24 protein-coding genes and 1 tRNA gene are annotated in these 26,426 nt (G+C 63.3%); all 25 read right to left on the reverse strand.

From position 1 onward, the window contains the following. Positions 1-296: 296 nt before the first annotated feature. The 25 genes from BMX94_RS00345 to BMX94_RS00465 all read right to left on the reverse strand — a co-directional run bounded on the left by BMX94_RS00345 (position 297) and on the right by BMX94_RS00465 (position 26,308). Entirely contained in the window at positions 297-2,162 is a 1,866-nt protein-coding gene (locus BMX94_RS00345) for an ABC transporter ATP-binding protein (protein WP_091002315.1), read from the reverse strand. After that, positions 2,162-3,913, reverse strand: a complete 1,752-nt coding sequence (locus BMX94_RS00350) for an ABC transporter ATP-binding protein (protein ID WP_091002316.1) — start codon at positions 3,911-3,913, stop codon at positions 2,162-2,164. The genes BMX94_RS00345 and BMX94_RS00350 overlap by 1 nt, the downstream gene beginning before the upstream one ends. A 113-nt stretch (positions 3,914-4,026) precedes the next feature. After that, positions 4,027-5,847, reverse strand: a complete 1,821-nt coding sequence (locus BMX94_RS00355) for an ABC-F family ATP-binding cassette domain-containing protein (protein ID WP_091002317.1) — start codon at positions 5,845-5,847, stop codon at positions 4,027-4,029. Then, complete coding sequence (locus BMX94_RS00360) at positions 5,847-6,713, reverse strand: deoxyribonuclease IV (RefSeq protein WP_091002318.1); 867 nt, start codon at positions 6,711-6,713, stop codon at positions 5,847-5,849. Before BMX94_RS00360 ends, BMX94_RS00355 begins: the two co-directional genes overlap by 1 nt. After that, complete coding sequence (gene coaBC / locus BMX94_RS00365) at positions 6,710-7,942, reverse strand: bifunctional phosphopantothenoylcysteine decarboxylase/phosphopantothenate--cysteine ligase CoaBC (protein ID WP_091002319.1); 1,233 nt, start codon at positions 7,940-7,942, stop codon at positions 6,710-6,712. The genes BMX94_RS00360 and coaBC overlap by 4 nt, the downstream gene beginning before the upstream one ends. Beyond that, positions 7,939-8,673, reverse strand: a complete 735-nt coding sequence (locus BMX94_RS00370; protein WP_091002320.1) for a zinc ribbon domain-containing protein — start codon at positions 8,671-8,673, stop codon at positions 7,939-7,941. Before BMX94_RS00370 ends, coaBC begins: the two co-directional genes overlap by 4 nt. A gap of 35 nt (positions 8,674-8,708) precedes the next feature. Beyond that, positions 8,709-9,887: a cysteine desulfurase family protein gene (locus BMX94_RS00375; RefSeq protein ID WP_072354875.1), complete on the reverse strand. Its 1,179-nt coding sequence runs from the start codon at positions 9,885-9,887 to the stop codon at positions 8,709-8,711. 5 nt (positions 9,888-9,892) lie between these two features. Next, complete coding sequence (gene rpe, locus BMX94_RS00380) at positions 9,893-10,573, reverse strand: ribulose-phosphate 3-epimerase (protein WP_091002321.1); 681 nt, start codon at positions 10,571-10,573, stop codon at positions 9,893-9,895. Then, a complete protein-coding gene (locus BMX94_RS00385; protein ID WP_072354695.1) occupies positions 10,567-11,607 on the reverse strand; it encodes an NAD(P)H-dependent glycerol-3-phosphate dehydrogenase in 1,041 nt (346 codons plus the stop codon). Before BMX94_RS00385 ends, rpe begins: the two co-directional genes overlap by 7 nt. Next, positions 11,604-12,263, reverse strand: coding sequence for a glycerol-3-phosphate acyltransferase (locus BMX94_RS00390; protein WP_059054357.1), 660 nt, complete (start codon positions 12,261-12,263; stop codon positions 11,604-11,606). The genes BMX94_RS00385 and BMX94_RS00390 overlap by 4 nt, the downstream gene beginning before the upstream one ends. Then, positions 12,260-13,588 carry a ribosome biogenesis GTPase Der gene (gene der, locus BMX94_RS00395; protein ID WP_091002322.1) on the reverse strand — a complete coding sequence of 443 codons (1,329 nt, stop codon included), beginning with the start codon at positions 13,586-13,588 and terminating at the stop codon, positions 12,260-12,262. The genes BMX94_RS00390 and der overlap by 4 nt, the downstream gene beginning before the upstream one ends. A 79-nt stretch (positions 13,589-13,667) precedes the next feature. Beyond that, positions 13,668-15,044: a DUF512 domain-containing protein gene (locus BMX94_RS00400; protein ID WP_091002323.1), complete on the reverse strand. Its 1,377-nt coding sequence runs from the start codon at positions 15,042-15,044 to the stop codon at positions 13,668-13,670. Between the two features lie 2 nt (positions 15,045-15,046). Continuing rightward, entirely contained in the window at positions 15,047-15,889 is an 843-nt protein-coding gene (gene ispH, locus BMX94_RS00405) for a 4-hydroxy-3-methylbut-2-enyl diphosphate reductase (protein ID WP_091002324.1), read from the reverse strand. A 2-nt stretch (positions 15,890-15,891) separates the two neighbouring features. Beyond that, the gene (locus tag BMX94_RS10700) at positions 15,892-16,647 is read right to left on the reverse strand and encodes a lysophospholipid acyltransferase family protein (protein ID WP_091002325.1); all 756 of its coding nucleotides are present in this window, start codon (positions 16,645-16,647) and stop codon (positions 15,892-15,894) included. Beyond that, positions 16,644-17,354, reverse strand: coding sequence for a (d)CMP kinase (cmk, locus tag BMX94_RS10705; protein WP_091002326.1), 711 nt, complete (start codon positions 17,352-17,354; stop codon positions 16,644-16,646). Before cmk ends, BMX94_RS10700 begins: the two co-directional genes overlap by 4 nt. After that, positions 17,351-18,046 carry a histidine phosphatase family protein gene (locus tag BMX94_RS00420; RefSeq protein WP_091002328.1) on the reverse strand — a complete coding sequence of 232 codons (696 nt, stop codon included), beginning with the start codon at positions 18,044-18,046 and terminating at the stop codon, positions 17,351-17,353. Before BMX94_RS00420 ends, cmk begins: the two co-directional genes overlap by 4 nt. Further along, positions 18,039-18,875, reverse strand: a complete 837-nt coding sequence (locus tag BMX94_RS00425; RefSeq protein WP_502685904.1) for a pseudouridine synthase — start codon at positions 18,873-18,875, stop codon at positions 18,039-18,041. Before BMX94_RS00425 ends, BMX94_RS00420 begins: the two co-directional genes overlap by 8 nt. Continuing rightward, positions 18,868-19,572 carry an SMC-Scp complex subunit ScpB gene (gene scpB / locus BMX94_RS00430; protein ID WP_091002332.1) on the reverse strand — a complete coding sequence of 235 codons (705 nt, stop codon included), beginning with the start codon at positions 19,570-19,572 and terminating at the stop codon, positions 18,868-18,870. The genes BMX94_RS00425 and scpB overlap by 8 nt, the downstream gene beginning before the upstream one ends. Continuing rightward, positions 19,572-20,492: a segregation and condensation protein A gene (locus BMX94_RS00435; protein WP_091002334.1), complete on the reverse strand. Its 921-nt coding sequence runs from the start codon at positions 20,490-20,492 to the stop codon at positions 19,572-19,574. The genes scpB and BMX94_RS00435 overlap by 1 nt, the downstream gene beginning before the upstream one ends. 6 nt (positions 20,493-20,498) lie before the next feature. Next, positions 20,499-21,206 (reverse strand): site-2 protease family protein, encoded by a 708-nt coding sequence (locus BMX94_RS00440; protein ID WP_286159966.1) that lies wholly within the window; start codon positions 21,204-21,206, stop codon positions 20,499-20,501. Between the two features lie 18 nt (positions 21,207-21,224). Next, positions 21,225-21,524 (reverse strand): hypothetical protein, encoded by a 300-nt coding sequence (locus BMX94_RS00445; protein ID WP_091002336.1) that lies wholly within the window; start codon positions 21,522-21,524, stop codon positions 21,225-21,227. Next, positions 21,517-23,523 (reverse strand): ABC-F family ATP-binding cassette domain-containing protein, encoded by a 2,007-nt coding sequence (locus BMX94_RS00450; protein ID WP_091002338.1) that lies wholly within the window; start codon positions 23,521-23,523, stop codon positions 21,517-21,519. Before BMX94_RS00450 ends, BMX94_RS00445 begins: the two co-directional genes overlap by 8 nt. A gap of 109 nt (positions 23,524-23,632) precedes the next feature. Then, positions 23,633-24,175 (reverse strand): VOC family protein, encoded by a 543-nt coding sequence (locus tag BMX94_RS00455; protein ID WP_353612411.1) that lies wholly within the window; start codon positions 24,173-24,175, stop codon positions 23,633-23,635. 28 nt (positions 24,176-24,203) lie between these two features. Next, positions 24,204-24,278: transfer RNA gene (locus tag BMX94_RS00460), tRNA-Val, on the reverse strand. A gap of 50 nt (positions 24,279-24,328) precedes the next feature. Next, on the reverse strand, positions 24,329-26,308 hold the full coding sequence (locus tag BMX94_RS00465) for an acyltransferase family protein (protein WP_091002342.1): 1,980 nt from the start codon (positions 26,306-26,308) through the stop codon (positions 24,329-24,331). Between the last annotated feature and the right edge of the window lie 118 nt (positions 26,309-26,426).

Consider the following 26,426-nt stretch of genomic DNA (forward strand, 5'->3'; position numbering starts at 1 on the left):
CGTGACAAAGCCATCATGCGACCATCGCCGGGGCCGATTATCCACCCCAGCAGATTGCGTGCCCGCGCGCGGTGGACGGACGGTAGCTCGGCCCCGTAGAACGGCACAGCACGGCCGCGAACGGTGCTATCTGTTGATGACTTTCGGACTGCGTCAACTTTGGGGCGACCCGGTCAGTCACTGGGTAGCCGCGTCAACCCTCGGGCACAGGAAGGCCCTTTTCCGACGGTACAGTTGCGGAAACCTGGCCTGTGGCGCCAATCTGGCACCACAAGGCGCCTTGCACCGCTCGCACGTTACCGCGTCCCTTCGAACTGGCTCTCGTAGAGGTTGGCGTAGAATCCGCCCTCGCGAAGAAGCTCGTCGTGCGTACCGCGCTCGATGATGTGGCCGTCCTTCATCACGAGGATGCAGTCCGCGTCGCGTACGGTCGAAAGCCGGTGCGCCACCACAAGGGAGGTGCGGCCCTCCATCATGCGGTCGAAGGCATCCTGCACCTGCAGCTCGGTACGGGTGTCGATGGAACTCGTTGCCTCGTCGAGCAGGAGAATCGTGGGGTTGGCGAGCATCACGCGGGCGATGCAAAGTAGCTGCCGCTGGCCCTGCGAGAGAGACCCGCCGTCCTCACCCAGAAGCGTGTCGTATCCCTGTGGCAGCTGCTCGATGAACTTGTGCGCGTGGGCCTGCTTGGCCGCAGCCACCACGTCGTCTAGCGTGGCACCCGGCGTCCCGTAGGCAATGTTCTCTCGCACGGTCCCCCGGAACAGCCACGTGTCCTGAAGCACCATGCCAAAGAGCGAGCGAAGGTCTTCTCGGCGCATGGTGCTCGTGTCGTGGCCATCCACCAGGATCTGCCCGGAGTCCACGTCGTAGAAGCGCAGCAGCAGGTTGATAAGGGTTGTCTTCCCGCATCCCGTAGGTCCCACCAGGGCGATGGTCTGGCCGGGCTCCGCGACAAACGAGATGTCCTCGAGCAGCGGGCGGTCTTTCACGTACGAGAAGTTCACATGCGAGAACTCCAGCGCACCCTCGGGGTTCTCGTCCACCTCGGGCTCGGCAGGATCTGCGCTCTGGGCGGGGGCGTCGATGAGCGTGAAGAGCCGCCGTGCCGAGGCGTAGGCCGTCTGGATCTGCGTGACCACGTTTGAAATCTCGTTGAAGGGCTTCATGTACTGGTTGGCGTACGAGAGGAACGTCTGCACCTGGCCAACGGTGAGGACGCTCGGCCACCCGGAGATGACACAGACGCAGCCCACAACGGCAACGACGGCATACGTGATGTTGTTCACCACGCGCGTGGCGGGGTTCGAGAGGGAGCTCGCGAACTGCGCATGCTCCCCTACCCCAAGGAGGCGCTGGTTAATGGCATCGAATCCCGCCTGTGCGCGGTCGCCGTACGCGAAGGCGCAGACAAGCTTCTGACTGCCCACCATCTCCTCGACGTAGCCGCCAAGAGACCCCTGAAGTGCTTGCTGGTCTTTGAAGCTCTTTGCGGAGTAGCGGGCGATGAGCCAGGCCACGAGCATGGAGACTGGCGTCACGACCACAACCACAAAGCCGACGGGGACCGATATCGAGAACATGAAGGCAAGCGTGCCCACAATGGTCACCACACCGGTGAAGAGCTGCGTGAGTCCCTGGAGCAGGCCGTCGCCCACCTGGTCGGCGTCGTTCACCACGCGCGAGAGCAGGTCTCCGTGCGAATGCGCATCGACAAACGAGAGCGGCAGGTCGCGGAAGCGAGAGAAGGCGTCAATGCGCAGGTCGCGCACCGTCTCGTACGTAAGCCTGTTCGTGCAGTAGCCAGAGACCCACTGCGTCACCGCCGCACCCACAACCACGAGCGCAAGCTCCTGCAGCAGCGCCACGAGCGCGGCAACGTCAACGTTTCCGGCCGAGACCATGCAGTCGATTGCACGGCCAATCACGATGGGCACGTAGAGCTGGAGAACAACCGAGACGGCAGAGGCCACAAAGGAGGCAACCAGCGACACCCGGTGCGGCTGCGTGTAGGCAAGCAGGCGGCGCGTGACCTCGGCGGTGGTGAGGCCCGTCTCGTCTAGCCTGCCCTGGGGGTTGTCGTTGTTGTCGTTGCCAATGTCGCCCTTCACGTTGGCCATAATGGTTCCGGCGCTCGCGCCGGCAGCATACGGGTTTGCCATTACGCACCCACCTCCTCGGGACGAAGCTGCGAGAGGCAGATCTCACGATAGATGGGGCAGCTCCTCATGAGTTCGGTATGAGATCCCAGGCCAGCCATGCGACCATGGTCAAGCACGAGAATCTGGTCGCAGGACATGACCGCCGAGACGCGCTGAGACACAATCACGCAGGTAAGCTCCGAGCGGAGGCTGCGGAGCGACTGGCGGAGGCTCGCGTCCGTGCGAAAGTCGAGCGCCGAGGCAGAGTCATCGAGCACCACGATGCGCGGATGGCCCACGAGGGCTCGCGCGATGGTGAGTCGCTGGCGCTGGCCGCCCGAGAAGTTCTTGCCGCCAGCCTCAACGACGGCGTCAAGGCCACGGTCCTTACCCCGTACGAAGTCCGCCGCCTGGGCGAGCTCCAACGCGCGCCAGAGCTCGTCGTCCGTCGCGTTGGGGTCGCGCCAGCAGAGGTTGGAACGGATGGTACCCGAAACGAGGGAAGCCTGTTGGGGCACCGTCGAGACGAGCTCGCGCAGCTGCGTGAAGGGGTAGTCTCGAACATCGTGACCAAAGACACGCACCTCGCCGGTGGTGGCGTCGTAGAGCCTGGGAATGAGGTTCACAAGCGAAGACTTTCCCGAGCCCGTGCCGCCGATGATTCCAAGGGAACCTCCAGCACCCAGTCGCAGGGTGACGTTGTCCACAGCAGGCCGGGGGGCGCCGTCGTAGGTAAAGCAGACGTGGTCAAACGCAAGCGCAACCCCCGAAGCGAGGGTGCCCCGGGAGAGCTCCACCGGGGCGGTGTCCTCATCGGAGATCTGCGGCTCGCAGTCGAGAACCTCCATGATGCGCATGGCAGATGCCGTGCCGCGATTGATGGTGATGACCAAGTTGGCAACGTAGACAATGGACACAAGCATCTGCGTCATGTAGTTCACGAAGGCGATGACCTCACCTTGCGTGAGGTTGCCCGCGTTGACGCGGGCGCCGCCCATCCAGAGGATGGCGACGATGCCCAGATCCATAACCAGAAGCGTGGCGGGGTTGAGAATCGAGGAGAGCTTGCCTATGGTGACAGCAGTCTGGGTCTGGGCGTCGGCGGCCTCATGAAAGCGCTCGGCCTCGCGAGCCTCCTGCCTGAACGCCCTCACCACGCGCACGCCCGAGAGGTTCTCGCGCGTGACGAGGCTCACCTCGTCGAGGCGCGCCTGGAGCTCGCCAAAGAGGGGAACGGACTTAGACATCACGAGCCAAAAGACCACAGCGATGGCCGGCGTGCAGACGAGAAACACCAGGCCAAGCTGCGAGTCGATGAGCATGGCGCAGACCATGGAGCCTATCGCCAGGATGGGCCAGCGAATGATTTGCCTGATGCCAAGGGCAACCGTGACCTGCACCTGGTTTACGTCGTTAGTGATGCGTGTCACGAGGGAGGGGGTGCCAATGCGGTCGAGGTCCGCTGGCGCGAGCTGGTTCACCTTGGCATAGATATCATGGCGAATATCGGTTCCCGAGCCCTGTGACACAACAGCTGCCATCTTCTGGCACACCATCGTGAAGCAGAACCCCACCACCGCTAGCACGATGAGCAGGGCGCACATGCGAACCACGTATCCCTGGTCGCGATTGCTGACGCCAATGTCTATCATGCTGGCCACGATGACCGGTGTGATAAGGTCAAAGATGACCTCGACTGCCTTGCAGAGCGTGCCCGCAACGATCTTCCCCCGGTACTTGGGAAAGACGAACCTCCGCAGAATCTCGCCCAACTAGTGCTCCTCCCTCAAGTTCCCCGAATACCCATAATAGGTTTGCGGGAGCTTGAGTCACATACAGCTTTCGTTACGTCACCGTTCACGTTTTGTATGACGAGCCCGAGCGTCTACTCAATGCCAAGCTTGTCCGAGAGCTCAAGCCACTCGTCCTCGAGCGCCTCGCGCGCAGCCTCGGCATCGTCGACAGCCTTCTGGGCGGCCACGAGCTTCTCGTAGTCGGTGGGGTCGACCTCGGCGAGCGCCGCCCGCAAACGGTCCGGCTCCCCCTCGGTCTTCTCAAGCTTACGAGACACGGCGTCGAACCGCTTCTTGAGCTCACGCCGCTCCTGATTGGTGAGTTCGCCTCCTGACCCCCCGGAGGGCGCCTGGTCTTCCTGCGCGGAGTGCGCTTCGCGAAACTCCGCTCCGGAAGACGAGGCGCCCTTGGTGTCGAGGAGGTCGAGGAACTCGTCCACGCCGCCCGGGCAGTGGCGTACGTGGCCGTCGATAAGCGCGTACTGGTCGTCGGTCACGCGCTCCATGAGGAAGCGGTCATGCGAGACCATGAGGAGCGTGCCGGGCCAGGTGTCGAGGAGGTCCTCGAGAACGGCGAGCATGTCGGTGTCGAGGTCGTTGCCGGGCTCGTCAAGCACCAGGACGTTGGGTTCGTCAAGTAGGACGGTGAGCAACGCCAGACGCCTTCGCTGGCCGCCCGAGAGGTCGTGCACGAAGTTGGTGAGCTCTGAGCGCTCGAAGCCCAAGCGCTCGAGGAGTTGCGTGGGACTCTGGGGCTTGCCGTCAACGTAGTAGGTGCTCTTGTAGCGCGAAAGCACCTCCAAAACGCGCCAGCCCTCCTTCTGGGAAAGCGTGTCCAGGTGCTGCGACATCCAGCCAAAGCGCACGGACTTGCCAATGCGAACGGTGCCGGAGGTGGGCTTGAGCTTGCCTGTCATGACCTTGAGCAGCGTCGACTTGCCCGCGCCGTTGGCACCAAGGATGCCGTAGCGGTCTCCGGGGCCTATGGTCCAGGTGATGTCATCCAGAACGCGCGAGCCATCGGGGTAGGCGAACGAGACGTCCTTCATCTCGATGACCTGCTTGCCCAGCCGGCTCACCGCAAGACGCTTGAGCTCGATGGGGTTTCTCAGCGGTGGGTCATCGGCTAGAAGCGCGCGGGCCGCCTCCACCCTGAAGCGCGGCTTGCTCGAGCGCGCCTTGGCACCGTGGGCAAGCCAGTTGAGCTCTTTGCGCAGTGTGTTCTGACGGCGCTCCTCGCTCGCCGCGGCCATGCGGTCTCGTTCGACGCGCTGCTGGATGTAGGCAGAGTAGCCGCCGTCGAAGGGCTCGATCTCCTGGTCGTGGACCTCCCACATGTGCTCACAGACCTCGTCCAGAAACCAGCGGTCGTGGGTCACCACGAGAAGGGCGCCCGTCCCCTCTGGCCAGCGGGTCTTGAGGTGGTCGGCAAGCCACCGGATTGCATGCATGTCAAGGTGGTTCGTGGGCTCGTCCATGAGGATAACGTCCCAGGTACCCACAAGGAGCCGGGCAAGGTCGCAGCGACGGCGCTGGCCACCCGAGAGCGTCCCCACGGTTGCATCCCAGTCGACGTCGCCCAGGAGCTCCGAGATTATCTGGCGCACGCGTGGGTCAGAGGCCCACACGTAGTCCGGGACGTCGCCCACAACGGCTCTGCCCACGGTCCAGTCGTCCTGCAGCTCGTCATCCTGTCCCAAAAACCCAACGTGGATCCCGTTTCTCCAGGTAACAGAGCCGGCGTCGGGCTCAAGGCGGTGCGCGATGAGCTCAAGCAGCGTGGACTTGCCTTCGCCGTTCCTGCCCACGACGCCAATGCGCTCGCCTTCGTTGATGCCAATGGTCTGGTCGGCAAGCACGGGCTTGCCAGGCCACTCGTGCGAGAGGTGCTCGCAGCCTATGAGAATCCCCATTAGTCCTTCCCATCTCCCCGGGCAAATCCCCTGAGGAGCGAAATCTCCTGTGCATAGCCATCAAGCTCGTTGGGTGTCTCGAGAATCATGGGAAGCTCGGCGAGACGCGTGTTTGTGACCACGGCCTCAAAGGTGGAGAGGCCAAGCGTCCCCTGGCCGATCTTCTCATGCCTGTCCTTGTGCGAGCCAAGCGGGTTCTTTGAATCGTTCACGTGAATCGCCTTCAGGCGGTCGAGGCCAATGATGCGGTCGAACTCGTCGAGGACCCCGTCGAGGTCGTCCACGATGTCGTAGCCCGCATCGGCTACGTGGCAGGTGTCGAGGCACACGCCAAGAAGGTCGCCCTCATGCGTCCCCTCGATGATGCGAGCGAGCTCCTCGAAGCGCGACCCCACCTCGGAGCCCTTGCCCGCCATGGTCTCGAGAAGCACCGCGGTCTTCTGGCCGCGAACGAGAACCTGGTCAAGGCCCTCGCAGATGAGTCGAATGCCCTCGTCGACGCCCTGCCCCACATGGCTTCCGGGATGGAGGTTGTAGTAGTTGCCCGGGAGTCCCTCAAGAAGCTGGAGGTCGCCGGCCATTGCCTCGCGCGCAAACTCGACGGTCTGAGGCTTGGCGGAGCAGAGGTTCATGGTGTACGGAGCATGGGCAACGAGCCGTCCAAAGCCGTTCTCGGCAAGGATGCCGAGAAGTTCCGCCACATCGTCTGGGTTTGGCGTTTTGGCACGGCAGCCACGCGGGTTTCTCGTGAAGAAGGCAAAGGTGTTTGCCCCAATGCCAAGCGCGGTCTTGCCTATTTGCGCAAACCCACCCGCAACCGAGAGATGGCAGCCGATGGTGATCTCGCCGTGACGTGCCTCGCTCATGCACCCTCCCCCGCCACTGCCGTGGCAACACGGTCGCAGATGGCAGCAGCCACCTGATCGAGCGGCAGCGTGTCAAGCTGCTCAGTGCGGTCGGGCCACACAAAGGCAATCCGGCTCGTGTCGGCGCCAAACGTAGAGTCCGCACGGGACACGTCGTTTGCCACGATGAAATCGCAGCTCTTGCGCTCGAGCTTCTCTCGAGCATTCTTGAGAAGGTCGTTTGTCTCGGCTGCAAAGCCAACCACGACGCGGCCTCCCTTGGAGCGAGAGAGCTCGGCAAGGATGTCTGCGTTCTTGATAAGGCGAAGCGTGGAGAGGTCGTCCGTGCCCTTCTTGAGCTTGCGGTCCGCAGGCGAGGCAGGCGTGTAGTCCGCGACTGCCGCGGCGCATATAGCCGCGTCGGCGTTTGCGAAGGCTGCAACGGTGGCATCGCGCATCTGTGCCGCCGAGACAACCGGGACCACGCAGACTCCCCGCGGCGCCGCGAGAGAAACCGGTCCGGAGACCAGCGTCACCACGGCACCTCGGCGCGAGGCCTCGCGGGCGATGGCATAGCCCATCTTGCCTGTGGAGGCGTTGGCGATGTAGCGCACGGGGTCGATGGCCTCGTGCGTGGGGCCGGCCGTGACCACAAGCCTCATGCCAGCCATATCCTGCTTGGCAGGGGCAAGCGCGTCAAGTGCAGCGGTCACGATGTCCGAGACTTCTGCAAGCTTTCCCTCGCCCACGTCGCCGCAGGCGAGAAGGCCCGTCTGTGGCATCACAAAGCGGATGCCGCGCGAGCGAAGCGTTACAACGTTTGCCTGCGTGGCTGGGTTTCTCCACATGTGGACGTTCATGGCAGCCGCCACAAGCACTGGGCAGTGGGTGGCAAGCAGTGTGGTGGAGAGGCAATCGTCTGCAATCCCCATGGCCATCTTAGCCAGCACGTTTCCGGTTGCGGGAACAACCACCACAAGGTCAGCCCAGTCGGCCAGGAAGATGTGCGGAATGGGAGAGTCCGGGTAGGCATAGAGGTCGTCCGCCACGGGATGGCCGGAGAGCGCCTCGAACGTGGGGGTTCCCACAAAGCGCTCCGCATCTGCCGTCATAGTCACGCGAACGTCGCAGCCCGCGTGCTGCAGGCCGCGCATGACCTCGACTGCCTTGTAGACGGCGATGCCTCCCGTAACGGCGAGGACGACGCGAGGCGCCGCCGGCTCTGTATCCCTGTGCGTGCTATCGCTCACTTGCCCTCCCCCTCGACATAGGGATCGTCCACGATGAGGATGCGGTGGCAGTAGGGGCACTCGGCAACGTCGTCACCGTGCGTGAGGTCGTGGAACGAGGCGGGCTGGAGCTTCACGCGGCAAACCGAGGGGACGTTGCCCACGAGCTTCTCAACAGCAAGACCCTTGAAGCGCTTGCGCGCGGCCTCGTAGTCGCTCATGTGCTTATCAGAGATCTGGGAGACCACGCCTTTGCGCTCCGCGTCGAGCTGGACGATTTTGCGCCTAATCTGCGCACTGTCCGTCTCGAAGGACTTCTTCTGCGCGGCCTCCTCGTCATCGAGGCGCTCAAGCGTGAGGTTGGCGTTGCTCTCGGCGCGCTTGACCTTCTCAAGATCCTCGTCGAGCTGCGCGCGGTTGTGCTCGAGCTTCTCGATCTTCTTTGCAAGCCCCGTGAGGTGCGCCTCGTAGTCCTGAATCTGGCGGTAGCCGTGGCTTCCAGAGGCAACCTCGGCCTTGACCTCCTCGGTGCGCGCTCGGTAGTGCTCGAGGTCCTCCTGGTTCTCCGAGACATAGGTCTCAAGGTCCTTGCGCTGAGCAAAGATCTTGGTCTGCTCGCTCTGTATCTTTCGGCGCGCTCGAGCGATTGCCTGCATCTTCTTCTGCTGCGGCATCGCGGCCAGCGTAGACGCAAGGCGCAGCATGTCGAGGTCAATCTCCTGGAGTCTAACAAGCGCCTGTGCTTCGGTCATATGACCCTCACCTTCCTTGGTGGGTGTGCGTTCTGCTAATGGCGTGTCTTTGTTTGCTTGACGAGCGAGATGAGCTCCGCTGCAAAGGCATCAAGGTCTTCCTCGGCAACGCGCTCGTCAAATGAGATGCGAAGCGAGCCAAGCGCCTGGTCACGGCCTATGCCCATGGCCGTGAGCACGTGGCTAGCGTCAAGCGAGCCCGAGGAGCACGCGGAGCCGGCAGAGACCTCAAAGCCATGCTCGTCCAGCCCAAGGACGAGGGACTGCGAGTCCATGCCCGGCACCATGACGCTCACCATGCCGGGAAGGCGGTGCTCGTCGACCACACCCGTGGTTGTGGGGACGATGCCCGTCCCCTCTGCACAGATACGCTGGTAGAGTCTCTCGGCACGGGCGGCAACCTGCGGGCGCACGGTGGCGATGGAGCCGCAACAGGCACATGCGACCGCAGCAAAGGCAAGCGCGCCGCGCACGTCCTGCGTTCCCGCGCGCCTGCCGGACTCCTGGCCGCCACCAAAGGACTGAGGGGCGAGAGGGACGCGCCCACGGACGAGCAGGGCTCCCACACCAACCGGGCCGCCCAGCTTGTGGGCCGCAAGACTTACGGCGTCTGCCTGCGAGACATCAAGAGGAATCCGCCCAAACGCCTGCACGGCGTCAGTGTGGAAGAGCGCACCGGCGGCGTGAGCCGCAGCAGCAAGTTCAGACACAGGCTGCACCACGCCCGTCTCGTTGTTGGCGCTCATAATCGAAATAAGCGCGCAATCGGGACCAAGCACATTCTCGAGCGCGTCACGAGTGACCACACCGTCCCTACCGGGCTTCACGAGCGTCACATCAAAGCCGCGATCGCGAAGCACGCCCGTTACGTCCAGCTCGGAGTCGTGCTCGATGGCGGAGAGAACCACACGTGTGCGCTTGCGATCGCGCTGATGGGCACCGCGTGAGAGGCCGAGAAGGGCCAGGTTGTTGGACTCGGTGCCACCCGAAGTGAAGACTACGTCCGAAGGCCTAAAACCGCCGCCCACGCAGCGAACAATATCGCGGCGAGCACCGTCGAGCGCACGAGCCGCCTCTCGTCCAAGGGTGTGCAGCGAGTTGGGATTTGCCCCCGCAATGGGAGAGTCCTCGTAGGCGCGCTCCGCGACAAGAGACTCCTCTCGCGCGGGTGCGCTCGCGGCATAGTCAAGGTATACGGTTGTGCGGTTGGTCACGCTTCTCACGCTCTCCTCGTGAGACCGGCCTCGCCGGCCTCGGTAATCTTGCGGATGGCCTCGGCGCGGTTTTCCTTGCCAAAGACGGCGCTGCCAGCAACGAGCAGGCGCGCGCCCGCGGCGCAAACATCGCCCGCAGTTGCGGGAGAAATCCCACCGTCAACCTCGATGATGGGGCTCACGCGGCGCTCGTCGCACATGGCCTTGAGCTGGCGGAGCTTGCGAAGAGAGCCAGATATGAACTTCTGGCCCCCAAAGCCGGGGTTCACGGTCATCACAAGCACGAGGTCCACGTCCTCGATGATGGCGTCGAGGGCAGAGACGGGCGTACCGGGGTTGATGGCAATGCCCGCCTTGGCGCCCTTCACGCGAATGAGGCTGGCAAGACGATTGGCGTGCGCCGTAGCCTCGTAGTGGAAGGTCACGATGTCGGCACCGGCAGCAAGGTACTCCGGCACCATCTGGTCGGGGTTCGAGATCATGAGGTGCGCATCAACGGGGATCTGTGTGGCCTCCTTCACCGCAGCAAGCACGCCAGGGCCAAAGGTGAGGTTGGGCACAAAGTGGCCGTCCATCGCGTCAAAGTGCACATAGCCAGCACCTTCGATAGAGGCAAGCTCGTCCGCAAGATGTCCCAGGTCTGCAGAGAGGATGGAAGGTGCAACCTGGACGTTATTCTCTAGCATTGGTTCTCCTTTGATGCTGTATCTCGCTCTTCCATACCATAGAACTCCGTGCGCGGTACACGCGTGAGAAGTCCCTCCATTGCCTCGTCGATAGGACGTCCCTCATAGAGAACGGAGTGGACGCCGGCCGTGATGGGAACCTCGATTCCGCGCTCTTGCGCAAGCTCGAGGACCGACTCCGAAGCGGGCGCGCCCTCGACCACCATGTGCGTGCGGGCCTGATAGGCGTCAAGCGTCTCGCCCGCCACGAGGGCCCGGCCAAAGCTTCTGTTGCGCGAATGCTCGGAGGTGCAGGTAACCACGAGGTCACCCATACCGGCGAGCCCCATGCACGTCATAGGGTTGCCGCCCAAGGCAGCCACAACGCGCCCAATCTCGGCGATGCCACGGGTCATGAGGACAGCCAGAGTGTTGTCCCCCATCCCCATGCCGCTCGCAATGCCACAGGCGATGGCCACCACGTTCTTAACGGCACCACAGCACTCAACGCCACGAACATCGTCGCTCACGTAGGCCCTAAAGGTCGGACCCGAGAGAAGACCCTGGAAGTATGCAGCCGTCTCCGCATCTTCCGAGGCCACGACAGCGGCCGACACCATCCCCTTGCAAATCTCCTCTGCGTGGTTGGGGCCAGAGAGCGCAGCAACGCGAGTGGGATTGCCCAGCTCCTGAGCAGCCACCTCGTGCATGAGGAGGTGCGTTCCGCGCTCCATACCCTTGGAGAGAACGAGCACACGGGCGTTTTTAGCAAGGTGGGAAGCCAGGTTGCGGCAAGTCTCGCGCAGATATGCAGACGGGGTGGCCAGGATCGCGGCATCCACATCACGAACGGCCACGGCAAGGTCGCTTGTTGCCACAACGTTTGGCGCCAACGTATAGTCCACAAGATGGTTCGGATTCCTGTGCTCGAGGTTCATGGCATCGACAGCCTGGGACGTGCGCGCCCACAGCACTACCTCGTCGACGGCAGGCGACACGAGGCCCGTCATGGCGGTACCCCAAGAGCCAGCTCCTATGACGGCAACGCGCCTCACTTTGACTTCCCCTCATCGTGGTGGAAGGAGAAGCGCTTCTCCTCGTGGTGTGCGAGCTTGCGGATGTTCTCGCGGTGAGCCCACACGACGCAGGCGGCCACGATGACCATGGGCAGGACAGCGATGGGGGTGTAGCCAAAGACGGCCGTCCAGATGGGAAGCGAGACTGCCGCACACGAGCTGCCCAGCGAGACAAAGCGCGTGGGAAGGGCAAAGACAAGGAAGACCGCGAGAAGCCCAAAGGCGATGCGCGGGTCTAGACCCAGCGCCGCGCCAAAGCCAACCGAAATGCCCTTGCCGCCATGAAACCCAAGGTAGGGGGAGAAGACGTGACCAAGCACACATGCCGCATAGACGCACGTGAGGGCCCAGTCAAATGGCTGGCCGGGAGCGAGTGCCTTTGCCTCGGCAAAGAAACTGGAGAACGCCCAGGTGGCAAGTCCTGTGCAGAGCCAGCCCTTGCCGGCGTCAAGAAGCAAGGTGAGACCTGCCGCCCATGCACCCACGGAGCGCCCCACGTTGGTAGCGCCAATGTTTCCGGACCCCGTGTGTCGAACGTCGACGCCCTGGGAGCGTGCAATGAGCATGCCAAACGGAATGCCGCAAACAAAGTAGGCAATTGCGCACGCAATGAGCGTAGGAATTACGAGTCTCACTTGTCCCCCTCGGACTTCTTGCGGAAGCGCAGACGGATGGGTGTTCCCTCAAGGTCAAATCTCTCACGCAGGCGATTCTCGACGAAGCGCTTGTAGTTGTCGTCTACAAGGTCCGGCGCATTGCACCAAACGGTGATGACGGGAGGCTTGGAGCCGGTCTGCGTGGCGTACTGCATCTTGAGGCGCCGGCCCTTGTCGGAGACCGTGTGGCCGCCCTCGCGAATCTCCTCGAGCAGGTTGTTAAGCTCGGAGGTGCGCAGCTGGGCATCACGCGCCTGGGCAGCGGAGACGGCGAGCTGCAGGACCTTGTCGGTAGCTCGACCCGTGAGGGCCGAGATGTTCACGTAGGGCACCCACGGCGCAAACTGCATGCGCTTGTCGATGGAGGCAACCACACGGTCGCGCTGGGCCTCGGTCTCGATGAGGTCCCACTTGTTGAGGCAGAGCACCAGGGCGCAGCCACGGTCGATTGCCATGTTGGCCACCTTCTGGTCCTGCTCGGTGACGCCGTCGGTGGCATCAACCACAAGAAGGCACACGTCGGCGCGCTCCATGGCCATGAGGCCACGCACCATGCTGTAGTACTCCACGTCCTCGTGAACCAGGTTCTTCTTGCGCATGCCAGCGGTGTCTACCAGGCGAATCTTCTGCCCCTGCCACTCGATCATGGTGTCAATGGCGTCACGGGTGGTTCCCGCCACATCGGAGACGATGGAGCGCTTCTTGCCGGCAAGGCGGTTGGCCAGCGAGGACTTGCCAACGTTGGGCCTGCCCACGATGGCAAGCGAGAGAATATCCTCGTCCTCCTCTAGCTCTTCCTCGGAGGGCAGAACCGCCACGACCTCGTCGAGAAGGTCACCGGTACCATAGCCATGCGAGGCCGAGAGGGGCATGGGCTCTCCAACGCCCAGGGAATAGAAGTCCCAGAGGTTGTCGTTCTCGGTAGCGGGGTTGTCCTTCTTGTTAACCACGAGGAACACGGGCTTGTCCTGCTTGCGCAGGATCCTTGCGACTTCCTCGTCCTCGTCCGTGATGCCGGTGGAGCCGTCCACCACGAAGATGATGGCATCCGCCTCCTGGGCGGCCATCACGGCCTGCTCGCGGATGTGCGGCGCGAAGGTGTCCTTCGACTTGGCTGACTCGATGCCGCCGGTGTCGATGATCACAAAGTCGCGACCGTTCCAGTCCGCCTTGTGGTAGGAACGGTCGCGCGTGACGCCACGGCTCTCGTGCACGATGGCGTCACGGCTCTGGACAATGCGGTTAACAAGGGTTGACTTGCCGACGTTGGGTCGACCGACCACGGCGACGACAGGCAGTGACATGAGGTGCTCGCTTTCTCTTGGAGTATTTAGCACTCCCGAGCATATCACGACGGCGAGGGTGCCTTGCCGCCGACGACCCTCACCCCAAACTCTGCGTTACTGCAGAGAAGATGCTTGTGGGGTCCCCGTGGGCAATGACCGCACGTCCCCCGCGCCGCACGATCTCCTCCATCACGTGATCCTGCGTGTCCCCGTCAAGGGTCACGTGGTCAAAGTTGAACATAACTTCGGGAAGCACAATGACGCGACCGCTGAGTTCACCTGGCAACTGGGCGAGAAGGTCCTTCGAGACGATGAGACCCGTCACGTTGACGTCTCCCCCAAAGTAGTCGTTGCGGATGGGGTATGCCTTGACGCGCCCGGAGGGTGACCAGAGCTCGCAGAGAAACGAGATGGCCTCCTTGGGGGCCTCACCACAGACGAGAAGAACCCGGGCATCCTGGCGATTCAATTCGGCCTCGCTCGCGGCAAGCTCGGCAGCGTGGTCGCGAGCAAAGACCGCGGAGTCGTCGAGGAAACTCCGCAACATGCCAATGCCGTCGTAGTACTGCGGGTAGCCGTCGTAGGCCTCGGCCGGCGGAACCGTCACGCCGGCCGCAACGTAGAACTCGTCGGAAAGCTGGAAACGCGTGGTGCCAAGCACGCGCCTTGCGCGCGCCTGGTAGGGCTCGATGAGGTCAACCACGGCCTTGGCTGCCGCTGGGTCATCCGAGAAGGACTTGGAGAACCGGCGAGAGAAGCGCGTGTAGCCAAGGGGTACCACCGCAAGCGAGGTGATGCTGGGACGGGTCTCGACCCAGTCAAGCGTGCGGGCCAGCTCCAGGCCGTCGTTCACGCCTGGGCAGAGGACGATCTGCGCGTGAATCTCGATTCCCGCGGAAAGCAGGCGCTCGAGGACGTCTATGCCACGCTGGGCGTGAGGCCCAATGAGCTTGCGGCGTACCTCGGGCGTGACGGCGTGAATCGAGACGTTCATGGGCTCAAGCCGACAGGCAATGATGCGCTCCACGTCCTCGTCGGTCACGTTGGTAAGGGTGACAAAGTTTCCCTGGAGGAAGGAGAGACGGTAGTCGTCGTCGCGCAGGGAGAGGGATGGCCGAGCGTCTGCAGGCAGCATGCTCATGAAGCAGAACTGACAGGCGTTCACGCAGGTGCGAATGCCATCGAAGAGCACGTCGGTGAAGTCGATGCCCCAGTCCTCGCCGGGCTCTCGCCAGAGCTCGCAGGCGTAGGTGCCGCCGTCCCTCGGGTCAAAGACCTCAAGATCGCACGAGGCACCGTCTGCCTCCCAGCGCCAATCGATGAGGTCACGCAGCCGGTGTCCGTTGACGGTCTCGATGCGCATGCCCGGCTCGATGCCCGCCTCCCAGGCGGGGCTCTCCTCCTCGACCGACTGCACCCAGGCGCCAAGGGAGCGCTCGCGCGTGGAGGCGTAGTCCGCCCTGTCCCGCGCCATGGCTACTCCCCCACCATCGACTCTATGGCTTCCACGACAGCGTGGATCTGCGATGCCGGGGTCGAGGCGCCTGCTGTGACGCCCACGAGCCCAGCGTCAGCAAACCAGGAGGCCTTAAGCTCGTCGGCGCCCTCGACGTGGTGCGTGCGCGGGCACACTGCCGCGGCAATCTCGGCCAGGCGCGTGGTGTTGGCCGAGTTGCGGCCGCCAATGACCACCATCACGTCGGCGCGCGCGGCAAGCTCGGCACAGGCACCCTGGTGACCCGAGGTTGCCTCGCAGATGGTGTTGACAATGCGAAGCTCCTCGGTGCGAGTGAGAAGGGCTGAGACAACCTCGGTCAGGCGAGCCGCAGACTGCGTTGTCTGCACCACAACACCGGTCTTGCGCACGTGCGGCAAGGCGAGTGCCTCCTTGGCCGTACCCACGACCACGGCCTTTGGCGCATGCGCGAGGGTTGCCGTCACCTCGGGATGGCCCGCCTCGCCAACAATGACCACGCGGTAGCCCTCAGCCGAGAGCTTCTCGGCAGCGCGATGGACCTTCTTCACAAAGGGGCAGGTAGCGTCGACCACAGACGAGCAGAGCTCGCGAGCCTCGGTCTCTTCGGCTGGCGTCACGCCGTGAGTGCGAAGGACGAGCGTGCAGCCGGCCGCTTCGCGGGGGTCGCTCACGACCAAGGCGCCGCGCTCGGCAAGGCTTGCCACCACGCGCGGGTTATGGATGAGAGGACCGAGGGTGCGCACGCGAGACGTGCCCTCCGCAAGGGCGTCCTCAGTCATCTCGAGAGCGCGCTCGACGCCATAGCAGGCGCCGGCCTCGCGGGCTACCTCCACCTTTACCATGCCTACATCCTCCCCGGATGCTCTTCGCGAAGCCTGTCCCGAAGGGCGTAGACGGCGTCCATGCCGGCCTTCGACATGGCGGCAAGCTGCGCCTTCCTGCCATCGACGCCAAGGGAGTCCCAGGAGATGGGATCTCCCGCCTTGAGCCACACGCGGGAGAAGTGGTGCAGGTGGCTGCCGCGCTTCGTGATGTCACGTGCGCCAACGATGGCCACGGGCTGAACGGGAGCATGGGCGAGCTGGGCCATGAGCGAGTAGCCCTCGTGGATGGTCACGGGCTCCTCGTCACTCTTGATGCGCGTGCCCTCGGGGAAGATGAGGACGCACTCGCCACGGTCGAGGGCCGCACGCGCGCGGCGCACGGACTTCATGTCTGCGGTGCCGCGCTGAACGGGAATGGCGCCCACGCGCGTGAAGAACCACGTGACAACCGGGGACTTGTCGAACTCGCTCTTGTAGATGGTGCGCACGCGAATTCCGTGAAGCCAGAGCTGCACGATGATGATCACGGGATCGAGCATCGAGCCGTGGTTCATGACAATGACGCGCGGCGTCTTGTCGTCGACGAGCTTCTCCTTGTTCTCCACGCTCCAGCGCCAACGGAACTGGGTCCAAACCAAGCACGCGTAGACGGCGATGCCGAGAAACACGCGCGCAGGAAGCGGGAAGTTGCGCATCCCCGTATCGAAGTAGTCGTCGAAGCTGTTGCCGCGAAAGGCGCGCAGGCGCTTCTCGGGAGCCCTCTTCTGCGCGCTCACGAACGATCTCCAGACAGCGCAGCCGCCAGCCTCGGGTCAAGCGCGCAGATGGCGGCCACGACCTCGTCCACGCTGAGCGCGGAGGAGTCAATGTGGTGCGCGTCGGGCGCTGGCTTGAGTGGCGCGGTCTTCCTCGAGGAGTCAAGCTGGTCACGGCGGTTGAGGTCGGCAAGGATGCGCTCGACCTCAGCGGGATCGGCTGTGGCATTGGCATCCTTGGCCGCGTCCCCGCCCTCGCGTTGCACGGCGCGACGCAGGGCGCGCGCCGCAGGGTCGGCCGTGAGGAACACCTTCACGTCGGCCTTGGGGAAGACCACCGTGCCAATGTCTCTGCCCTCGGCAACCACGTTGCCCGTCTGGCCATAGGAACGCTGTAGCTCGACCATGGCCTCGCGCACCTCGGGGATGGCCGAGACGGCAGAGACGTTGCGATCGACCTCGGGCGTGCGGATCTCCGCGGTGACGTCACGCCCATTGGCGGTGACCGTCTGCCCTGCAGGCGAGGTTCCAAAGGTGATCGTAATCGAACGGGCCACGTTGGTCACGGCAGGGGCGTCCGCAGGGTCGATGCCCTGGCGCAGGCACTCTGCGGTGACGGAGCGATACATGGCTCCGGTGTCGAGGTACGTAAGGTGGCACCTCTCGGCAATGGCGTGGGCAACGGTAGACTTGCCAGACCCCGCGGGTCCGTCGATGGCGACGATCATGCGTCCTCCCTTTCTGCGACACCCCAGATATCCCTGAGGTCGTACGGGTTCTTCCTGGTTGAGCGCTCGATGACCTCTTCAGGCGTGAGGTTAAACCCACCCAGGTAGAAGCTCTTCCCGTTACAGGTGTAATACGCCGAGCACACGTTTGCCAGGTGCACGTTCCAGAAATGGTCATACCCCACTTCGTACATGGCAGCAATGAGAATGCGAGAGAATCCACCATGGGTGACAAGCGCGGTCCTGCCGGTAAGTGGCCGAAGCTCGTCCAAGAGGTGGTTGGCTCGAGCCGTTGCGTGTTCGAAGGACTCTGCCCCGGGCGCAGGGAGCGAGTGTCCCTTCTCGTCAAGTGGCCAGGGGAACTGCGTCCTGCCGGAGTTGCTCGACTCGAATCGCGTTCCCTCGAGCTCGCCAAAGTCAAGCTCCACAAGGTCGTCGTCCACACGCACCGGTATCCCCAGTCGCTCCCCCGCCTCCTCGGCGAGGTTGCGGCAGCGCGAGAGCGGGGAGCACCAGATGCGCTCGGGTGCAAAGGCAACGAGGGCATCCACTCCATGCTCGCGCTGTTTTTCGCCGCGAGCCGTGAGGGGGACGTCTCTCCTCCCCGAGAAGAAGTGCTCGGTGTTCGCAGGCGTCTCGGGGTGTCTCATCACGAGAATCCGCTGCCTCATGCCAAAGTCCACGCTAGTCATCCTCCCTCTGATCGCCGGAATCCCCGGCAGACAATGCCTCTATGGCCGCCACCTCGCGAGTGGTGAGCTCGCGCCAGGATCCCTCGTCGACGCCCGTGAGCGAGAGCGGCCCAAACGAGTCGCGGTGCAGCCGTAAGACCTTGTGCCCCACAGCCTGCATCATCTTCTTGACCTGGTGCTTTCTGCCCTCGTGGATGGTGAGCCCCACCACGGCGTTGGGCTCTCCCCCGCCCGTGCGTCCTGCTCCGTGTGGGGCCACAACCGAAAAGAGCGGGTCTGCCTTTCCAAGGAGCTCCGCGCCAGCGGGGGACGCCGGACCATCCTCGAGCAGAACCCCGCGCCTCAGACGCTCGAGGTCGTGCGCCGAGGGCGTGCCCGAGACCAGGGCAACGTAGTGCTTCTCGACGTGACGCGAGGGATGAAGAAGGTCCTGACCCACGTTACCGTTGGTGGTAAACAGCAGCAGGCCCGTGGTGTCCATGTCGAGGCGCCCCACGGGAAAGAGCCCGGGGAAGCGGTCTGTGGGCACGAGCTCGGCCACGGTGTGTCTTCCCTGGGGATCGCTCATCGTAGTGACGTAGCCCGAGGGCTTGTAGAGCATGAGGTAGCAGGGGCGCTCGAGGATGTGGCACTCGATGCCGTCGACACTCACAACATCGCTCGCGGGGTCGACCTTGCTGCCGAGCTCGGTCACGACCTCCCCGTTCACGCGAACGCGCCCGGCGGTCATGAGCCGCTCGGCGCCGCGTCTGCTCGCAACGCCCGCACGGGCCAGGAAGCGCTGCAGCCGCATGGGGTAGAGCCCGTCCTCGCGCACGGGATCACTCATCGCTTTCATCACCAGCCGCGTCGGCGTCGGTGTCTTCCGACTCCCCCGAACCGTCCCCCAGGAGGTCCCGCTCGTCATCGATGTCGTCAGAGGTCTCCTCGAGCGTGGACTGGAGAGAACGGCCCGAGAGCCGCTCGCGGATGAACTGCTTGGACTGCTCGTCCGGCGCGAAGTCCTCGAGGGGCGGGAGGTCGCGAATGCTCCTCAGGCCAAAGCGCTCGAGGAAGGCGCGCGTGGTGCCAAAGAGGACCGCCTGTCCATGCTCGGCGTCGTGACCCACCTCGCGCACCAGGCCCTTCTCGCGCAAGGACGTAATGACGCCATCGGAGTTCACCCCGCGGATGGCGCGCACACCCTCGCGGGAGACGGGCTGGTGGTAGGCAATGACGGCAAGCGTCTCCAGCGCCGCCTGCGAGAGGCGCCGCTGGTCCCACGAGAGCACGTAGGCAGCAACCTGGTCATGGAAGGCCGGATGCGTGAAGAGGCGCCACCCGCCTGCAACCTCGCGCAGTTGGAAGCCTCGGTTGGCGTCGGCATACTCGGCCGAGAGCTCGGCAAGCGCCGAGGCCACGTCGCCCGGTGCCGCACCCGTGGCCTTCGCCAGGTCCGTCGCCGAGACGGAGTCGTCGGACACGAGGAGAAGCGCCTCCAGGAGCCCCTTGAGAGAGTCGTTCTCAAGCCTCTCCAGATCTGCCATCACGCATCCTCTCCCGCGCTATCTTCCACCGTCGCCATGCCGTCATCTGAGCCAAGGACGTCACCAAAGCCCAGCTCTTCCAGGTCCTTCTCGTCCACGCCCTGCTCGTCAAGCTCGTAGAGAACCGAGTCGTCCATCTCGTAGGGCGTAGCCCCCTCCACGTGGTCGAGCTCGATCTCGCCAAAGTTTCGCTCCTGGTGCATGCGCAGCTTGTCCCTGTGATAGAGATCGAGCACGGCCAGGAAGTTAGCAACCACGACCTCGGGCTCGCTGGAGCCGTCGAGGAGCTCCGAGAACGTAAGATGCCCGCGCGAGCGCGCCAGGCGGTCAACCGAGGCAACCGTGAGCGCAATGGGAAGGCGCTTGGGCGCGATGTGCTCGGACTCGAGGAGGAAGGTCTCGCGGTGCGCATCGATGTCAGCGCAGATGACGGCAAGGCTGCGCAGCGTGATGCCCTCGAGGTAGTCGGGCATGAGGCCCAAGAACTCCGGGTCCGGCCCCACGGTGCGCGGCACCATGCGCGACTCGGCCTCCATGCGGCTGCCAAGGGCGGCGCCGGCATTTCTGAACTGCTTGTACGTAATGAGGCGGGCAATGAGCACCTCGCGCGCCTCGTCGGGCGAGAGGCCCGCGAGGTCGTCCTCATCATCGAGGTCTTCGTCTGCCACGTGTGGGGCGCGCACAACGCCGCCCTCGGGGACCAACGCCGCGGCCTTCATGTCCAGAAGCGTCGAGGCCACAAGGACAAAGTCGCTCGCCACGTCCAGGTCGAGGTCGCTCATGCGCTCGACCTCGGCCAGGTATTGGTCGGCCACCTCGGCAACCGAGATGGAGCCAATGGCGACCTTCTGCCTGCTCACAAGCTGCAGCAGCAGGTCGAAGGGACCGGTATACGCGTCTGTCTTCACACGCCATGACATGAGCCGCTATGCCCCCATAAGAAGATTGAAGATCGACCCGGCCGTGCGGTCGAGAATCCACCCAAGGGGGTCGACCCCAAACGCATAGGGGATGAGGTAGAGCACCACGATGAGGATGGGCATGGCATAACGCTGCACCTGGTAGTACGCCCGCCGCGAGCGCTCGCTCCTAAAGAGGGGCGAGATGACCTTGGACCCGTCGAGCGGGGGAAGCGGGATGAGGTTGAAGCACATGAGCATGAGGTTCACGTAGACGTAGGTCGAGAGAATCATGAGGACCCAGTAGGCCACCTCATACCATGGGTCCATCGCGAGCGAACCAGCCTCGAGACCCGAGGTGAAGCCCCAGTAGGCAAGGCGCCATACGGCAGCGCCAGCCAGGGCCTGCAGCAGGTTGCAGACTGGCCCCGCAAGCGCGACCAGAGCCTCGTCTCGATTTCTCGTCTTTGGGTCAAAGTACATTGGGTTGTAGGGCACGGGCTTGGCGTAGGCAAAGATGGGCCCACCAAACGCCCCCATGATGAGCGGCAAGAGAATGGATCCAAAGGGGTCGATGTGCGCGGCGGGGTTAAGCGTGAGGCGCCCAGCGCGCTTTGCCGTTGGATCCCCAAGCCTGCTGGCCATCCAACCGTGTGCCACCTCATGCGGAATGGCGGAGAGCATGACAAGCCCAACCGAGATGAGAATCGTGATGATACGCGAGGTCGAGAACACGTCACGCCCCTTTCTGACCTAGATGCGGTAAACGGCCCTTGTGAGCAGCCAGTCTATGACAAAGAGCACAATGGCGACAAGGGCAAAATCTCCCCTGAAGGCCCCGCCCATGGGCGTGCGAAAGACGAGAAGCCCAAGCACGGACTGAGGCACCACACCAGCCGCAAGGCCATTCACATCGAGAAGCACCCTGTGGAGCACGCCCACGTCGAACGAGTCAACAACGACAAGAACGCAGAGCGCCACGGCAAGCACGCGAGCAACGTGCGCGGCGGCATTGAGGGCAACGCGCACGCCGCTGCGAGAAAGGCTACGCATCCTGCTCGCCCGCCTCCATGGCCTCGGAGAGCTCGAGCCACTCCTGCTCGAGGGCGGGGATCTTCTTGGAGAGCGCGTTGTACTCGCTCATGCAGGCATTGAAGCGCTCGGTATCGTTGTAGAGCTCCTCGTCCGCCATGAGGGTCACAAGCTCGTTGTAGCGATCGTGCGCAGGGCCAAGCGCGGCCTCGACCTCCTGGAGGCGCTTCTTGGTCTTGCGCAGCGCCTTGCTCCTTCGGTTGCGCTCCTCAGCCTCGGCGCGGCGCTGCTCCTTGGTCTTGACGTTGCGGCCGGTAGGAGCCTGCTCGGAAGTGGCCTGCGCAGCGGGGGTCGCCTTCGCCTGCGCAGGCTGGCTTGCAGGCACCGCGTTCGCGGCTGCTGCGGCCTCGAGCTCGGCGCGCTTGAACTGGTAGTACTCGTAGTCGCCGTCGTAGAGCGTGACCTTATGGTCGCGCACGTCCACCACTTTGTTTGCCACGGCACGCACCAGATGCTCGTCATGGCTGATGAGCACGATGGTCCCCGGGAAGTGCAAGAGTGCCTGCTCGAGCACGTCGACCGAGTCGATGTCCAGGTGGTTGGTGGGCTCGTCAAGACAGAGGAGAGGATCTGGCGCCACAAGCATCTTGGCAAGGGCGAGACGGGCCTTCTCGCCACCAGAGAGCACCGAGACGCGCTTGTCAACGTCATCGCCATGGAAGAGGAACGCGCCCAGGAGGCGCCGCTCCTCCGAGGTGGTCCAGCCAGGGGCGACCGCGTCCATCTCCTGAAGCACGGTGTTGGCAGGGTCAAGCTGCTCAAGCTGGTGCTGGGCATAGTAGGCGCAGGTCACGTTCTGACCAAGATCGACCGAGCCTGCATCCGGCGTGAGGTGCCCATTGATGAGCTTCATGAGCGTGGACTTGCCGGCACCGTTGGGGCCAACGAGCGCCACGTGATCGCCACGATAGAGCGTGAGGTCAACGTGGTCGTAGACATGGTTCTCGCCAAAGGACTTGGATACGTCCTCAACCTTCACCACGGTGTCGCCGGTACGGGGAGGATCGGGGAACGAGAAGTGCACCTTCTTGGAGCCCTCGGGGAGTATGACCAGCTCGCTCTTGATCTGCTCGATGCGGCGCATGCGCTCCTGTGCCTGCGCTGCCTTTGTGGGCTTGTAGCGGAACTTGTCGACAAAGACCTGCATGTGGGCGATCTCGCGCTCCTGCGCCGCGCGCTTGGCGCGCATCTGCTCGAGGTTGTCCTCGCGCTGGCGCAGGTAGTCGGAGTAGTTGCCCGTGTAGGTGGTGAGGCGGCGGTTCTCGACGGCCGCCACGTGGGAGACGCAGGCATCCATGAAGGAGCGGTCGTGGCTCACGAGGAGCACGGCTCCGTCGTAGGCAGCCAGGAAGTGCTCGAGCCACTGGACGCTCTCGAGGTCGAGGTGGTTGGTGGGCTCGTCGAGAAGGAGCAGGTCAGGATGACGAAGCAGGAGCTTGGAGAGCGCAATGCGCATCTGCCAGCCACCGGAGAAATCAGCCGCAGGCTTGTCGAAGTCCTCGATGGGGAAGCCAAGACCGCCCAGGATCTGCCGTGCACGGGCATCCAGCTCATAGCCGCCGAGACGCTCGAAGCGGTCCTGGGCGTGGCCGTAGTCCTCAAGCAGGCGGTCCAGCTCGGGACCGGGCTGCGTGGTCGAGATCTTTGCCTCGAGCTCGGCTACGCGGCGCTCCCAGCCCTTCACCTCGTGCGCGGAGTCAACAACCTCCTGCAGGGCGGTCTTCTCGCCATCAATCTTGGTCTCCTGCTCCAGGTAGCCAACGGTCGTGTCCTTGGCAAAGGAGACGGTGCCCTCGTCGGGGGACTCCTGGCCCATGATGATCTTCAGGAGCGTGGTCTTGCCTGCGCCGTTGGGGCCAACCAGGGCCCAGCGCTCCCCCGCGTTGAGCTGGAGCGTGGCCTGCGTGTAAAGGACCCTTCCGCCAAACGACTTGGTGATCTTGTCTGCGAGTGCTATCACATGAACCCCTCGGGATGCCAAATTTGCCAAGGGGTGAGTATACGGTACGCTCGTGCAGAAGAGGTGTACCCCCGCGGGATTACGTTGCCGGGCAACTCAATCCCGCGCGCTAGTCGTCGACCGTGATGTGGATCGAGAAGCCCGCAATCTCGTCCTTGAAGTAGATGAGATGGGTGGAGCCATCGGGAAACTTTGCGCGGGACTCCTCGTTGAACTCGAAGCCGCGCTCCTCAAACCACTTCTGGGCAGCGTCGATGTCATCCACGTGGAAGCCTATGTGGCCCTTCTCGCCGCGGCCAGCGCCCTTCATGATCTCGATGTAGGTGTCGACAAAATAGGACGGCACGAGCTCTGTGGTGCCAAGGCCCAGAAGGGTCGCAAGCTGCTTGGTGATCTTCTCGGCGTTCTCGGGCGTGCCGCCATTGATGCCAACGTGCGCAAGACGCAGGCCAAGTGCCTTCTTGGGATCTTCCTCTGTGACTGCCATGTGGACCAACCCCTCCCCTAGATGCGAAAAATGGTAACGCGCCTCAAGGTACGACGAGGCACGCCTGTCAAGTATATGGGACGTTCTCTGGGCCTCGCATGCACATGGGTATTGTTGCAGCACATCACCACCAAACGTGGGACGCTGCCAAACAAAAAACGGCACCCAATAGGATGCCGTATCTCAAATTCTATGGTGGGCGATGCTGGATTCGAACCAGCGACCCCATCCGTGTGAAGGATGTGCTCTACCCCTGAGCCAATCGCCCGTGCGGCTTGCTATATTACCAAAACAAACCGATTTGGCAACTGAGAATTTCTACCTTCCCGTAATTGCCGCGCGAAGCATCAGCACGTATGCGTCCGCGCCCTCGGGACGCAGGTGCGTACCGTCATCCCAGAAGTACTCGTCGTGCCCTGCGCTCTGCGCATACCAGTCGATAACCTCGCAGTTGTCGTACTCCTCAGCGACCCGCTTGAACAGGTCGTTGTTGATGTCCTGAAGGGCTAGCGGCACGCGTGCCGTCACAAGGTAGACCCGCTTTCCGGGGTCAACGGCCTCAATAAGTGCTTTCACCTGGTCCTCGGTGGCAACGCCGTTGTCGCCGAGCGACCACACCACAACGTCGCCATCGTGGCCGGCGGCAACGTCTTGCGCGTATGCTTCCGGCCCGTCATAGATCTGACGTCCCACCACGGCGTCTATGTAGCCGTTGGGGAAGATGGTCTGGAACTGGTTTATGGCACCCGCAGGTACGGAGTCACCAATGAGGATGACCTTCGCATCTGTGGCACCGGTCTCGGCGTCGACGTCGTAGCTCACGTTATTGATTGACGAGAAGGCCCCGTCAAAGGCGGTTCCGGCAAAGTACGTACCAGAGTCGTCATAGCTATCGAGACTCGCCGCCTGGGCGGTGAGCGCAGACTCCTGCCCGGCGGCCATGGCCTGCGGGGTGTTTGCTGTCTCCGCGTTAAGTGGCACCAGCATGAGTACAAGCACCGCCACAACGCCCACGCCTTCCATAACAAGACGCGGCAACGGCTGTGCAAGAAGTCCGCGCGTAAGCCTCGAATGGGAGACTCCGCGCTGGGAGCTTGCCTTGTCAAGGCCAACAAACGCCGGGACTGCCGGAAGCGGCTGGGCGGGGGCCTTCTCGAGGAACTGGTACGAGAGCTCGGAGAGCACCGCGATGAGGGCAAACTCGAGCACCCAGCCCCACCAGGGCAGAGGCGTGGTACTTGCCGCAGGGTTAAGGATGATGAGCAACGGATAATGCCAGAGGTACAGCGCATAGCCGCGCTTCCCCACCTCGGCAAGTGCGGGAACGCCAAGGATGCGGCCAATCATCGTGTGGTTAGGTCGAGCAATGCACCCCACGAGAAGCGCGGAAAGGATGGCGGCAATGAGGATTCCACCGCGGTACACAAAGTGGCTGTATCCGTTGAAGGCGAACATCATAGCAACGATGACGACAAGGGAGAGGGCCGCGATGACGTCGTATGCCACTACGGGAACGCCACGCTGCCGGAGGGCAGGCACCAGCCGCTCGAGCCGGAGTCCTCTTCCGCCCGTGGCTATCGCGAGAAGCGCACCCACAAGGAGCTCGGCCGCGCGAGTATCGGGCCCATAGTAGATGCGGGCAGTATCAGCCGTGGGATCAAACTGCACCCACATGGCTACGGAAGAGGCAAGGATTAGCACGCACACAGCAATGCAGGCGTGGAGACGCTCAGGCACAAGGCGCGAGAGCAGGAGCACAGCAAGCGGCCACACGATATAGAACTGCATTACAACGCCAAGGTACCAGAAGTGCGTGAGAGGCGAAGGCGCCCCCGCCGCAGCAAAGTAGGAAACCTGCCGCACGATGTAGAAGATATTCTCGAAGAAGAGGAGCGCAGGAATTGCGTCGCTTTGAACCTTGGGAAGCAGGTAGGGCGCACGCAGCGCAGAGAGGATAACAGTCACGCCAATGACGGCAAGCATCGTGGGCCACAAGCGCACCGCCCGCTTGAGGACCAGCCTCCCATACCCGAGAGAACCCGTGCGCGCAATCTCACGCTGAACAGAGAGCGTAAAGAGATAGCCCGTGATCACAAAGAAGACCGTGACGCCAAAGAACCCACCAGGAATCCACGTGGGGTTGGCGTGGTAGAGCACTATGCCGAGAATGGCGATTACGCGCAGTCCATCCAGCCCGCCGATACGTCTTGAACCGCCGCGCGGCGCAGCATGCCGTGAGTTTCCGTCAGAAGAGGGGCCCGCTGAACGGCCACGCACGCTTGTCGCAACACTCTCCACGCTTACCTACTCCCACACGCCTGCCATCACGAGACGAACGACTCGAACGTCTACATTCTATGGCAAAGAGCAAGGGTCTTTTCGGTAGGTTTCAGGTAAGGAGGAGACCGCGTAGAAG

It is taken from the genome of Olsenella sp. KH3B4 (assembly GCA_900111695.1).
Classification (GTDB): Bacteria; Actinomycetota; Coriobacteriia; order Coriobacteriales; family Atopobiaceae; genus Tractidigestivibacter.